Consider the following 13,390-nt stretch of genomic DNA (forward strand, 5'->3'; position numbering starts at 1 on the left):
TCAAACTCTTCAATTTAAGTTTGATTTGCTGCAACGTGTGCAGCGATGCTCTGTGAATTAAACTTCGTAATGAATTACGTGTTCACTCAGCAAAGACTTGATGTTTTTTACGTCCGGAGACGCTGATATCAATCCTGCGAGTGCCCACACAGATTGTCTGATAAATTGTTAAAGAGCAGTGCCGCGATTTCTCAAGCGGCGCGGGATGCGTATATTACGCTTTCCGCTTTCTCAGTCAAGCATTTATTTTTGCTTTTCTGAAGGTTGCCGTTAAGGGCCACCTCACTAACAGGGCGCTTCGTAAGCCGTTGTGCCGTGTCAGTGGAGGCGCATTATAGGGAGTTCTTTCGGGCTGACAAGGGCTAAATGCAAATTAATTTTCGAGTGCTGTTTTTTTCGGCGAAAGCCCGTCAAATCGCCAGTTTTTCCAGCAGCGGGAAGCCATAACGCTGCAAAACCGGTGATAATTGCACCACTTCGTCATCCATACGCGTACAAAATGCCACATTCTGTCCGCTGGAACGCGCCTGAGGCGCTTCGTGCTCTAACAACCAGGCGGTGCGCCGTGCAATCGCTGCGCCCGAATCCACCAGCCGGGTGCCATCAGGCAACACCTGCTGCAGCTCTTCACGTAACAGCGGGAAATGGGTACAACCCAGCACCACGGTATCCGGCGGCTCTTTCATACGCAGCCACGGTTGTACTGCGCGACGCACATCGTCCAGCGACACCGTTTCTCCGTGCAGTTTGGCTTCCGCCAGTTCAACCAGTTCCGCCGAGCCCAGCATTTCGATTTTACATTCGCGCGCAAACTGCGCCACCAGCTCATGGGTGTAAGGCCGTTTCACCGTGCCGCGCGTGGCCAGCAGGCCGACCACGCCGTTACGCGTCAGACGGGCCGCCGGTTTAATCGCCGGCACGACGCCAACGACCGGGAACTCAAAGCGCTGACGCAACGCTGGCAGGGATACAGTACTGGCGGAGTTACAGGCGATGACCACTAATGCCAGCGGCACGCGCTGTACGATAGCCTCCACCACCGCTACGACCCGCTCAACAATGTACTCTTCGCTTTTTTCACCGTAAGGGAAGCCGGCATTATCGAAGGCATAGAGATAGTGCAGGCCCGGCAGCAGTTGCCGGACCTCATCATAGACGGAGAGCCCACCGACGCCGGAGTCAAACACCAGCACGGTGGGGCGCAGATCAGAAGCTGTAGCTGGCGCTGAGATAGTACTCCGTTCCTGGAGTTTGATAGCCATACACTGTCTCGTAGTCTTTATCGAACAGGTTGGCAATTCTACCACGAACGGTGAGCTGTGATGTGACCGGATACGAAACTGCCAGATCCCATAAACTTACACCGCCCAGTTTGACGCGCTGCGGGGTAAAGGCGTGGTTGTAATCCGTATCATAGCGATCGCCGAGATAATGATAGGTCAGTGACCAGTCAAACTCATAAATCGTCCAGTCGAGCTGGTATTTCACCTGCTGCTTCGCACGGCGCACCAGCGGTTGATCGGTTTCAGCATCGCGCGCATCAACATAGTCGTAAGAAATCTGATGGCTAAGCGGACCGGTATCGAACGACGCCGTGGCTTCTACGCCCTTAATGCGCGCTTTATCGATGTTGTAATAGATATAGGTGGTGGGATCGCTATCAATCAGATTATCGATATCGTTACGATAACCGGATACGCGCCAGTTTACCGGCCCGGTCAGGCCAGAGAAGCCCGCTTCCCACTGTTTACTCTCTTCCGGCTTCAGGTCGCTGTTGCCATAAGAACCATACAACTGGCCGAGACGAGGCGCTTTATACGCCGTCGCGTAATTGGCAAACACGCTATAGCCATCAACAAACGCCCATGACGCCCCGCCCTGCCAGGTGCCGTGCCAGCCAAACTGGCTGTTGTCGTCACCGCGTACCGCGCCTTCCAGCGTTACGCTGCCCAGCTGCTGCTGGGTGGTGGCATAGATGCCGGTGTTACGCAGTTCGGTGCTGTCAGCCACGTAAGCGGTGCCGGGTTCCGTGGTCTGTTTCTGCCAGTCCACGCCCGCGCTTACGCTGCCCTGCGCCACCTGCAACGTATTGCCCCACTGCACATTGTACTGCTTGCTGTCATCCAGCGTGGTCGACGGGCCGTAGCGGCCTGTACGCGGATCGTAGTTATAGTCTTTGCTGCGGCTGTAACTGGCGATCAGCTGCGTCGAATAAATGTCGTTGCTGTAACGCAGGCCGCTGTCCCAGGTCTGGCTGTAGAGCTGACGGGTATCGTTTAATCCATTGATGTTGAAACTGTTATCGTAGCTGTAGGTGCCGTCGTAGGCCGTACGGTTGTCAAAACCGTAGCCGCGGACAAAGCCGCTCAGCCCGTCACTGAACTGGTGCTCCAGCGCGCCATACAGTGTCTTGTTCATGAAGCCATCGCGATCTTTCTGCGCCGGATCGCCATACACATCCGGCAGGTTTGCCACTACATCATAGCCGCGCGTATAGGTGTAGTTGCCCGCCATGGTCAGCGTCGTGGCTGCGCCCAGCTGCTGCTGGGTAGAACCTTCATAGTTTTGATAGCCTTTCGAGCCCACGCCCGCGCTCAGCGTCGTGCCCGGCTTATCACGACCGGTGATGATGTTCACCACGCCGCCAATCGCATCGGAACCATACACCGCCGAGCGCGCACCGCGCACATATTCGATGCGCTGGACCAGAGAAAGCGGAATCTGGCTTAAATCAGACGATCCGGACACACCCGCCTGGTTTAGCCGGATACCGTCGATGAGTATAAGTACGTGGCTGGAGTTGGTGCCGCGCACAAACAGCGAGCTCAGCTGGCCGAGGCCACCGTTCTGCGCGATGTCCACGCCAGGCAGGCGACGCATGACGTCCGTCAGGCTTTTCGCCTGCCAGCGATCGATATCGTCGCGGGTCACGACTGTCGTCGGCGCGAGAACGGAGGAAACCGGCTGCAAAAACCGGTTGGCGGTAACGATTTGCGTATCATCATTCTGCTGCGCGTAGCCAGATTGCGCCCAGAGCGACAACGCCGTTGCACTAAAGGCAAACAGCGAAGCGTGTGTTGTTTTCATTGTTATAGCATCCAAAAGACGAAGCAGGATGCCGCAGGTCCGGGATCGATAGCACGCGATGATCTCAGAAGTTGCGACGTCACACCGGCAGGTCTTCGGGCTGGGAATCATAAGTGGTGAAGACTTCCCATCCGCGAGGACAGTGTCTGCAATTGCGATCACCACGACATTCTTTTACCGCTGCGCGTCAGCTCCAGATTCACACTGGATTCCCTTTTAACTCAAGGAGGCCGGCAGCCGCAGTCTACGTTTAAGAAGGCCGGAAATCCAGACTGCCAGCCTTCCTGCACTGTCCGGGACTGGACATCAGCAGGTGAATGCCTACAATCGCCCGGCAGGCAGGCTTAACACCAGGATTGAAGATGACACCCGAACAACTCCCGATTGAACAATACGACGCGCAACTGGCGGAAAAAGTCAGCCGCTTACAGGCGATGATGGCCCCCTACGCAGCGCCCGACGTGGAGGTGTTCCGCTCGCCGGTCAGCCACTATCGTATGCGCGCCGAATTCCGCATCTGGCACGACGGTGACGAGCTCTATCACATCATCTTCGATCAAGAGACCAAACAGCGTATCCGCGTCGATCAGTTTCCGGCGGCCAGCCAGTTGATCAACACGCTGATGCCAAAGTTGATCGCCGCGATCCGCGATAATCGCGCGCTGCGTTTCAAACTGTTCCAGATCGATTATCTCTCCACCCTGAGCAACCAGATCGTGATCTCGCTGCTGTATCACCGCAAGCTGGAAGCCGACTGGACCGAAGCCGCGACTGCGCTGCGCGATAGCCTGCGTGCAGAAGGGTTTGATGTGCAACTGATTGGCCGTGCCACGAAAACCAAAATCTGCCTCGATCGCGATTACGTCGATGAGCGCCTGCCGGTGGCCGGTCAGGAGATGATCTATCGTCAGGTGGAGAACAGCTTCACCCAGCCGAATGCGGCGATGAATATTCAGATGCTGGAGTGGGCGCTGGACGTGACGCAAGATTCGCGCGGCGATCTGCTGGAGCTGTACTGTGGTAATGGCAATTTTTCGCTGGCGCTGGCGCGTAACTTCCGCCGCGTACTGGCGACGGAAATCGCCAAACCGTCGGTGGCTTCGGCGCAGTACAACATCGCGGCCAACCACATCGACAACGTGCAAATTATTCGTATGGCAGCCGAAGAGTTTACCCAGGCGATGAACGGCGTGCGCAGCTTCAACCGTCTGGAAGGCATCGATCTCAACAGCTATCAGTGCGAGACCATCTTTGTCGATCCGCCGCGCAGCGGGCTGGATGATGAGACGGTGAAGATGGTGCAGGCCTATCCGCGTATTCTCTATATTTCCTGTAATCCGCAAACGCTGTGCGACAACCTCAGCGTACTGAGTGCCACGCATAACATCACGCGGCTGGCGCTGTTTGACCAGTTCCCTTACACCCACCATATGGAATGCGGTGTGTTACTGACGCGCAAAGCCTAAAAAAACGGGAACCCTGCGGTTCCCGTGATTGTTTTCAGTGCTTGTTCTTGCTGCGGCGGAAGCGCATGGCGATCCAGAACACCAGCGCCACCATCAGAATGGTCGGGATGAAGTTAGACCCGATATCCGGATATTCGGCACGCACCAGCGCGCTGTACACCAGAATCCCCAGCAGAAAAAATGCCGCCGCCAGCGAAGGCATGCCGTCCGGCATATTGCGGTTGAGATAGCGCTGATGCAGACACCACGCGGCAAGGCCAAGGGCGATCAGCGGGAAAATCGAAAAGGGAACAAAGGTGCTGAACAGCACCGAAAAGGAGCCGTTGATAGCTAAACCGGTGATAAAAGCCAGTAACAGCGTTCCTTTATCGCGAGGGTTTTGCTCAATCATTTCATTATCCTTATCACATTACTCTTCGGGGGTTTCCAGGGTAACCGCCAGGCGCTCTTGCTCCCGGCGATACCAGTAATACGCGCCTTTGGCGATCATTCGCAGCTGCAGCACCAGACGCTCTTCCAGTTTGCGCCGCTGTTCGATATCCACATCCAGCGCTTCCGCGCCGGCGCTGAACACAATCGTCACCATCGCTTCCGCCTGCGCTTCGGTAAAGCTGCGCGGCATGCGGTTTTCCAGCTCAAGGTAGTCGGCCAGTTCAGCGATAAAGTGCTGAATCTCCCGCGCGACCGCCGCACGAAAAGCCGCTGAGGTGCCGGAGCGCTCGCGTAGTAAGAGACGAAAAGCGTTGGGATTGTTCCCGATGAACTCCATAAACGTGGCGACCGAGGTTTTGATGATGCTGCCACCTTTGGCAATGCGCTGGCGCGCCTGGCGCATCAGCTGGCGCAGCATCAGGCCACTTTCATCGACCATCGTCAGGCCGAGCTCATCCACATCGCGAAAGTGACGGTAAAACGAGGTCGGTGCAATGCCGGCTTCGCGTGCCACTTCGCGTAAACTCAGGCTGGCAAAACTCCTTTCTGCACTTAACTGACTGAATGCCGCTTCAATCAGTGAACGTCGTGTACGTTCTTTTTGTTGCGCTCGAACGCCCATTTTCCCGGCCTTGTGAGTAATCAGGCAGGCACTATAACAAACTTTTCAGCGTACAGCGGCGCAAAGTTTGTGACCGCCTGTTAACCTCACTGATTGTCAAACTTTGCCAATTTACGCTGTTAGAATTCAGATGTGCGCGGCGAGATGTTAGAATCTCGTTGTAAAAATGTATAGAAACATAGGACGTACTGGTATGCAAAAGTCTTACGATTACGATGCCATTGTGATTGGCTCCGGTCCGGGCGGCGAAGGTGCGGCGATGGGGCTGGTGAAGCAGGGAGCGCGCATTGCAGTGATCGAACGCTACCACAACATCGGCGGCGGTTGTACTCACTGGGGAACCATCCCTTCCAAAGCTCTGCGTCACGCTGTCAGCCGTATCATTGAGTTCAATCAAAACCCTCTTTATAGCGATCACACCCGACTCCTGCGCTCCTCGTTCGCCGACATTCTGAATCATACTGAGAACGTCATCAGCCAGCAGACTGCCATGCGTCAGGGCTTTTACGAGCGTAACCGCTGTGAGCTTTATCAGGGCGACGCCCATTTTGTTGATGCCAACACCATCGAAGTGGAACAGCCAGACGGCACGCGCGAGCGCTTAACCGCAGAGAAGTTTGTCATCGCCTGTGGTTCCCGCCCGTATCATCCGGCGGACGTCGATTTTACCCATCCGCGCATTTACGACTCCGACTCCATCCTCAACCTGCATCATGAACCCGGCCACGTCATCATTTACGGTGCGGGTGTGATTGGCTGTGAATATGCGTCGATTTTCCGCGGCCTTAACGTCAAGGTTGACCTGATCAACACCCGCGATCGCCTGCTGGCGTTCCTCGATCAGGAGATGTCTGATTCGCTCTCTTATCACTTCTGGAACAGCGGCGTGGTGATTCGTCACAACGAAGAGTTTGAGAAGATTGAAGGTGTCAGCGATGGCGTCATCATGCACCTCAAGTCCGGCAAAAAGGTCAAAGCCGATTGCCTGCTGTATGCTAACGGCCGTACCGGTAATACCGATTCACTGGCGCTGGAAAACGTCGGGCTGGAAGCCGATGGCCGTGGACTGCTGAAAGTGAACAGCATGTATCAGACCGCGCAGCCGCACATTTATGCGGTGGGCGACGTGATTGGTTACCCGAGCCTGGCCTCTGCCGCTTACGATCAGGGCCGCATTGCCGCGCAGGCGATCATCAAAGGGGAAGCCACCGCGCACCTGATTGAAGATATCCCGACCGGGATTTACACCATTCCGGAAATCAGCTCCGTCGGCAAAACCGAACAGCAGCTGACGGCGATGAAAGTGCCGTATGAAGTGGGCCGTGCACAGTTTAAGCATCTGGCACGCGCGCAGATTGTCGGCATGCACGTCGGCAGTCTGAAGATCCTGTTCCACCGCGAAACCAAAGAGATTCTGGGTATTCACTGCTTTGGCGAGCGTGCGGCGGAGATCATTCACATCGGCCAGGCCATCATGGAGCAGAAGAACGGCGGTAACACGATTGAGTATTTCGTGAACACCACCTTCAACTACCCCACCATGGCCGAAGCCTACCGCGTGGCGGCGTTAAACGGCTTAAACCGCCTGTTTTAACGAACGGTCCAGGTAACCCTGCATGTGGGTTTTAATTGCTTCTGCCAGCTGCTCATAGCGGCTGCGCAGAGGCGATCCCGGACGATACACCAGCGCGATGGTGCGCTGCGGCACCGGTTTGTAACACGGCAGATAGCACACGCCATCACGTACGCGCTCATTCGGTACCGCCAGCGACGGCAGCAAAGTGATACCGCTGCCGGCTGCTACCATGTTGCGCAGCGTTTCCAGGCTGGTCGCGCGGAAATGGGTATCTTCATCAGCGCCGGCTTCGAAGCAGAAGCCCATCGCCTGATCGCGCAGACAGTGACCATCTTCCAGCATCAGCAATTTCTCACCGGCCAGATCCGACATCGGCACGCGATCGCGATCGTGCCACGGGTGATCCTGATAGATCGCCAGCTTCATCGGCTCGTCAAACAGCGGCACTTCAATAAAAGCTTCGCTCTCTTTTACCAGCGCCAGAATCGCGCAGTCGAGCTTACCGCTGTCGAGCTGCGCCAGCAGCTGCTGCGTTTGCGCCTCGTGCAGATACATCTCGAGTTTCGGGAAGGTCTGATGCAGCATCGGAATAATATGCGGCAGCAGATAGGGACCGGTGGTCGGAATCAGACCAATGTGCAGCGGCCCGGACATGGTTTCGCCCTGCTGGCTGGCCATCTCCTTCAGTACCTTCACTTCACGCAGCACGGTTCGCGCCTGATCCACCAGCAGCAGTCCAGCCTGAGTAAACAGCACCTTACGGCTGGTCCGTTCCAGCAGCATCACACCCAGTTCATCTTCCAGCTTGCGAATCTGCCCGCTCAGGGTCGGCTGGCTGACATGACAGGCATCAGCGGCACGACGAAAGTGGCGATGTTCCGCCAGCGAAACCAGATATTCCAGATCACGAATGTTCATTGATAGCCTCCAAACCACGATAGCCCGTGGCGATAGATAGAATAGCAATGAACGATTAGCCCTATCAAGCGGTGAACAGGAATAATACCGGCCATCTGATTAAGACCACAGATTGTTAAAGCGGCTAACGCAGACACGCAACAACAACAATCTGGAGCAGCACCTGCAACCTGCTCACGAAATCACTGAGTTGGCCGGGAGTGCCAGCCCTTTGATGATGTGCCTATAACTATATGTAATTCCGAAGCTAGAGGTTGGCGGGCTACTTAAAGCCCGCTTTTTTTTTGCCTCTGCATCACAGTGGCACATCACCCAACAACTGCTGCAAATCCTGCTCCGTCAGCACCAGGGAGTGGCCGACGATACCGGACTGCGTCAGCTCCTGCTGCAGATCGTCATTATTCAGCACCAGCTCATACTGCTGCGTGGCCGGGTTAAGCTCCGCGTCCTGGAACAGGTTAACCGGCACGCTGGCCAGCAGGTCGTGCAGATGCAGGCCGCTGAGTGCCTCCGGCCGGGCCACATCTTCCGTAACATCATCCGCAACGATCAGGCTGACCGGCGCACTGACATTCCCTGCGCCGCATGTCACCACGATCTGATGCTCGCCAGCGGCCAGCGCATGAGACGGCGTAAAGGTCCATTTGTGATCGCTATCGACCAGCGCGCTGCCGAGCGGCTCATCGTTATCAAACAGCTCAACCCGGCTGCCGGGCTGGCCTTTACCGGAAAAGGTCGGCTGGGTTTGCGTAGTGCTCTCTTCCGGCCAGATAAACTGCGTGCCGCTGTGCATCGCGGTTAGCGTGACCGGTACAAAACCAGCGTCTTCGACGATCAGCGTGAAGGGCGCGCTGGTGCTCTGCGGCATTGCCGCCACCTGTGCCATGAACTGATGACTCCCGCCCGCCAGCGCGGCAGGCAGCGTAAAACTGAAGTAGCCGGTCTGAGCATCGCTGATCGTGCTGCCCACTAACTCGCCGTTATGGTAACACTCAAGCGTGACGCCACGGCCGGCATAGCCGTTCAGCGCAGGGCGCGTATCGCGGGTGATTTCGCCATCGACAATAAAACCGCCGTCATTCACCGAGGCGGAATCGAAGGTGACAGGAACCTGGTTTTCAACGGCCGGCTCCAGAGGAAAGAAAGGGTAGCCAAAGCGTGAAGTGCTCATTTATGTTCTCCAAATTAACTGCGAGCACACTTTAAGAACTCTTCACGCCAGGCCGATCAAGAATTGTCTCTTTTTTGCGAAAGAAATTTCCTGGCGCGCATTACGCCAGGTTTAAGCGCTGCTTCGCTTCGCCAATCGCCAGCGCCACCTGCTGTGGTGCTACGCCGCCGCGCGCGTTACGCTTATCGAGACAAGACTGCAGCGACAGCACCGGATAAACATCTTCCCCGATCGCCGCGCTAAACTGCTTAAACTGCGCCAGACTTAATGCCTCCAGCGCGACGCCTTGTTTGATCGCTTCCACCACGGTTTCGCCGACGATATGGTGCGCTTCGCGGAACGGCACGCCTTTGGCTACCAGATAATCGGCCAGTTCGGTCGAGTTGGCGTAACCCTGCTCGGCGGCTTCCTGACAGCGCGGACGCTTCACCTGAATGCCGTCCAGCACCAGCGCTGACATATGCAGGCAGTCAAGCCAGGTATCGAGCGCATCGAACAGCCCTTCTTTGTCTTCCTGCATATCTTTGTTATACGCCAGCGGCAGCCCTTTCAGCGTCATCATCATGCCGGTCAGTGCGCCCTGCACGCGACCGCACTTGCCGCGGATCAGCTCCAGCGCGTCCGGATTTTTCTTCTGCGGCATCAGCGATGAGCCCGACGTCACTTTATCGGACAGCTCAATAAAGCCGGCTTCACCGGTGTTGAAGAAGATCATGTCTTCGGCGAAGCGCGACAGGTGCACCATGCCAATCGAGGCATCAGACAGCAACTCCAGCACGTGATCGCGGTCTGACACGGTATCCAGGCTGTTACGCGTGGCAGAGGCGAAGCCGAGCCAGCCGGCCAGCTGCTCACGGTCGATCTCATAAGCAGTACCGGCCAGCGCGCCGCAGCCCAGCGGGCTGACGTCCAGCCGCTTCAGCGTATCCTGCAGACGGCTCTCGTCGCGCGCCAGCATCTCAACGTAGGCCAGACACCAGTGAGCAAAAGTCACCGGCTGCGCCCGCTGCAGGTGGGTGTAGCCCGGCATCACGGCATCCTGATTGGCCTCAGCCGTGGCTACCAGCGCCGACTGCAGCTCGCGCGTAGCTTCCAGCAGCAGTGCCACCTGCGTTTTACACCACAGTTTGAGATCGGTCGCCACCTGGTCGTTACGGCTGCGCCCGGTGTGCAGCTTTTTGCCCAGCGCGCCGACTTTATCGATCAGCTTGCCTTCCACCCAGCTGTGAATATCCTCGGCATCGCTCTGCAGAATCTGCTGCGGGTTGGCGCGAACCTCTTCCAGCAGCGCATTCAGCGCGGCTTCCAGCTGCTGCTGCTCTTCACTGCTCAGCACGTTTACCGTTACCAGCGCTTTTGACCAGGCCACCGAACCGATGATGTCCTGCTCCGCCAGGCGGTAGTCAAACCGCAGTGAGTCGTTGAACTGTTTAAACCGTTGATCTGCCGCCTGCGAAAAACGTCCGCCCCAAAGTGCCATCTGTTTGCTCCTGAATCTGTTAAACAAAGGGCGGCCCGAAGCCGCCCCTGCAAAATATGTCGCCTGCCGCCGGTATTACTTCTTCTGCTCGTTCAGCGCGCGAATGCGTGAAGAGAGCGAGAACAGACGGATAAAGCCGCCCGCGTGACGGTGATCGTACACTTCGTCTTCGCCGAAGGTGGCAAACTCTTCTGAGTACAGGCTGTTCGCCGATTTTTTCTGGATCGCCGTGGCCTGGCCTTTGTACAGCTGCAGTACCACTTCACCGTTCACCAGCTCTGCCAGCGATGCGGCAGCGGCCTGGATTGACTGACGCAGCGGTGCGAACCAGCGGCCGTCATAAACCACGTAAGACATCTCCTGACCCAGCTGTTCACGCCATTTGAAGCTGTCGCGATCCAGTACCAGCTGCTCAACCGCACGCAGCGCGTTGACCATGATGGTGCCGCCAGGGGTTTCGTAGCAGCCGCGTGATTTGATGCCCACCAGACGGTTTTCCACGATATCAATCCGGCCCACACCGTGTTTCGCTCCCAGCGCATTGAGTTTTTCCAGACACTGGAACGGGCTCAGTTTCTCACCGTTCACCGCGACAACCTGGCCTTTCTCCACGCTGACGGTGACGTTTTCGGGCTGATCCGGCGCTTCCAGCGGATCGACGGTCCACACCCAGCAATCTTTGTTTGGCGCGTTCCACGGACTCTCCAGCACGCCACCTTCGGTCGAGATGTGCCAGGCGTTCTCATCACGGCTGTAGATTTTCTCCAGCGACGCGGTGGTCGGGATATTGCGCTCTTTCAGGTAATCCAGCAGCGCTTCACGCGAACGCAGGTTCCACTCACGCCATGGCGCCACCACTTTAAGCTGCGGTGCCAGCGCGGTATAGGTGGTTTCGAAACGCACCTGATCGTTGCCTTTACCGGTTGCGCCGTGGCACAGCGCGTCTGCGCCCACTTTCAGCGCCAGTTCAACCTGCGCTTTGGCGATGATAGGACGCGCCATTGAGGTGCCCAGCAGATAGGTGCCTTCGTACAGCGCACCGGTCTGCAGCACCGGGTAAACGTATTCGCTGATAAACTCTTCACGCAGATCGACCACATGGCACTCAGACGCGCCCGACTGCAGCGCTTTCTTCTCTACGCCTTCCAGATCGGCCGGATCCTGACCAATGTTGGCCACGAACGCCACCACTTCACAACCACCGTAGTTCTCTTTCAGCCAGGGAATGATGGCCGAGGTATCCAGACCGCCCGAGTAAGCCAGAACGATTTTTTTGATGTTTTGCGTGCTCATGTCGTAATCCTTGATTATGCGAGAATCCGGGTGCCAATCGACACGCCGTTGAAAAGGGTTGGCAGCTGTTCAGCATGACGCCAGCTGGCGATATCCACCGGGCGGCCCAGCGTACGCGCCGCGTCGAGCGCCGCATGCACTTTAACAATCATGCCATCGGTAATAATGCCCTGAGCAATCAGCTGCTCGGCTTTGGCTGCGGTCATCTCGGCGATGCGCTGACCTTTGCCGTCGAGAATACCGCTGACGTCCGACAGCAGCACCAGGTCGGCACCGATGGTCGCGGCCAGTGCAGTCGCAGCCTGGTCAGCGTTGACGTTCATCAGTTCGCCGCCGTCGGTGATGCCAATCGAACTGATCACCGGCATATAGCCTGCATCCAGCAGCGTATTGAGCAGCTGCGGATTACCCGGCGTGGCGTTGCCAACATGCCCCAGTTCCTCATCGAACTGCGCCACGTTCACCAGGCCGGCATCGCCGAGGCATAAACCCACTGCGCCAATGCCGTACTTCTTCGCCCATGCCAGCAGCGTTTTGTTGGCAGTGCCGGCCAGCGCACCGGTAATAATGTCGATCTGATCGGCTGGCGTCACGCGCAAACCGTTCTTCTTTTTCACCGGCAGCGCCAGTTTCTTCATCAGCTCGTCCACCAGGCAGCCGCCGCCGTGGACGATGATCAGCGGACGCTGATACTGCGTGCGGTACGCCAGCAGGGCATCAAACAGACGCGCCAGCGCTTCTTCGCTATCCAGCAGTACGCCGCCCAGCTTAATGATCAGAGGATTGCTCATGGTCAGGTTATCCGTCCGTTAAATCAGAGACAGCGTTTCGGGGAAGCCGAAACGAATATTGAGACACTGCACCGCCTGTGAGGAGGCGCCTTTCAGCAGGTTGTCTTCCGCTGCGACAACAATCAGGTGCTCGCCCTGCACGGCAAAGCCGATATCGCAGAACGGCAGGCCAACCACCCCTTTCAGCGCCGGTACGCCTTTGTCGTATAGCCGCACCAGCGGTTTGTCGTGGTAAGCGCTGTGGAACGCCGCCGCCACATCCTGCTGACTCACACCGGCGTTCAGACGACAGGTGATGGTTTCCAGAATGCCGCGCGGGAAATTACCGAGATGCGGCGTGAAGATCACCGGCGTGCCGAGATGGGCCACAATCTCCGGATGGTGACGGTGATTGAAGAGACCGTACGGCTGCAGGCTGACTTCACAGAAGCTGGTGGTGACGCTGGCTTTACGCCCGGCACCGCTGACGCCGCTGGTGGCATTGATGACCGGCCACTGAGCCGGATTAAGCAGGCCAGCCTTAATCAGCGGCTTAAGCGCCAGCTGCGCGGCGG

The 13,390-nt window shown here is 57.1% G+C and carries 12 protein-coding genes and 1 riboswitch; of the genes, 2 read left to right on the plus strand and 10 right to left on the minus strand.

What is annotated here, in order from left to right:
* Positions 1–410: 410 nt before the first annotated feature.
* Both murI and btuB read right to left on the minus strand, forming a co-directional pair.
* Positions 411–1,262, minus strand: coding sequence for a glutamate racemase (gene murI, locus ERD80_RS14535; RefSeq protein WP_040679621.1), 852 nt, complete (start codon positions 1,260–1,262; stop codon positions 411–413).
* The gene (btuB, locus tag ERD80_RS14540; RefSeq protein ID WP_136547368.1) at positions 1,207–3,087 is read right to left on the minus strand and encodes a TonB-dependent vitamin B12 receptor BtuB; all 1,881 of its coding nucleotides are present in this window, start codon (positions 3,085–3,087) and stop codon (positions 1,207–1,209) included. The genes murI and btuB overlap by 56 nt, the downstream gene beginning before the upstream one ends.
* A gap of 68 nt (positions 3,088–3,155) precedes the next feature.
* Positions 3,156–3,337, minus strand: a riboswitch (cobalamin riboswitch).
* Between the two features lie 112 nt (positions 3,338–3,449).
* Between btuB and trmA the strand changes: the two genes are divergently transcribed.
* A complete protein-coding gene (trmA, locus tag ERD80_RS14545) occupies positions 3,450–4,553 on the plus strand; it encodes a tRNA (uridine(54)-C5)-methyltransferase TrmA (protein WP_136547370.1) in 1,104 nt (367 codons plus the stop codon).
* 34 nt (positions 4,554–4,587) lie between these two features.
* On the opposite strand, the gene ERD80_RS14550 is transcribed toward trmA, so the two are convergent.
* Complete coding sequence (locus ERD80_RS14550) at positions 4,588–4,944, minus strand: YijD family membrane protein (RefSeq protein ID WP_021506823.1); 357 nt, start codon at positions 4,942–4,944, stop codon at positions 4,588–4,590.
* Positions 4,945–4,962: 18 nt separating this feature from the next.
* A complete protein-coding gene (gene fabR, locus ERD80_RS14555) occupies positions 4,963–5,607 on the minus strand; it encodes an HTH-type transcriptional repressor FabR (RefSeq protein WP_031279587.1) in 645 nt (214 codons plus the stop codon).
* Positions 5,608–5,800: 193 nt separating this feature from the next.
* Between fabR and sthA the strand changes: the two genes are divergently transcribed.
* Positions 5,801–7,201 (plus strand): Si-specific NAD(P)(+) transhydrogenase, encoded by a 1,401-nt coding sequence (sthA, locus tag ERD80_RS14560; protein WP_021506825.1) that lies wholly within the window; start codon positions 5,801–5,803, stop codon positions 7,199–7,201.
* Here sthA and oxyR read toward each other — a convergent pair.
* The 6 genes from oxyR to ERD80_RS14590 form a co-directional block, all read right to left on the minus strand.
* Positions 7,184–8,101 (minus strand): DNA-binding transcriptional regulator OxyR, encoded by a 918-nt coding sequence (oxyR, locus tag ERD80_RS14565; RefSeq protein WP_021506826.1) that lies wholly within the window; start codon positions 8,099–8,101, stop codon positions 7,184–7,186. The two genes, sthA and oxyR, sit on opposite strands and share 18 nt — an antisense overlap.
* A gap of 295 nt (positions 8,102–8,396) precedes the next feature.
* A complete protein-coding gene (locus tag ERD80_RS14570; protein ID WP_136547372.1) occupies positions 8,397–9,272 on the minus strand; it encodes an Ig-like domain-containing protein in 876 nt (291 codons plus the stop codon).
* Positions 9,273–9,372: 100 nt separating this feature from the next.
* Positions 9,373–10,752, minus strand: coding sequence for an argininosuccinate lyase (argH, locus tag ERD80_RS14575; protein ID WP_104094280.1), 1,380 nt, complete (start codon positions 10,750–10,752; stop codon positions 9,373–9,375).
* Positions 10,753–10,827: 75 nt separating this feature from the next.
* Positions 10,828–12,045, minus strand: coding sequence for an argininosuccinate synthase (locus ERD80_RS14580; protein WP_021506829.1), 1,218 nt, complete (start codon positions 12,043–12,045; stop codon positions 10,828–10,830).
* A gap of 14 nt (positions 12,046–12,059) precedes the next feature.
* On the minus strand, positions 12,060–12,836 hold the full coding sequence (gene argB, locus ERD80_RS14585) for an acetylglutamate kinase (protein WP_021506830.1): 777 nt from the start codon (positions 12,834–12,836) through the stop codon (positions 12,060–12,062).
* 18 nt (positions 12,837–12,854) lie between these two features.
* The coding region (locus ERD80_RS14590; protein WP_282183373.1) for an Asd/ArgC dimerization domain-containing protein at positions 12,855–13,390 on the minus strand (536 nt) is incomplete at its 5' end.

This window comes from Pantoea sp. R102, from assembly GCF_004916815.1.
In the GTDB taxonomy this organism is placed as follows: Bacteria; Pseudomonadota; Gammaproteobacteria; order Enterobacterales; family Enterobacteriaceae; genus Pantoea; species Pantoea dispersa.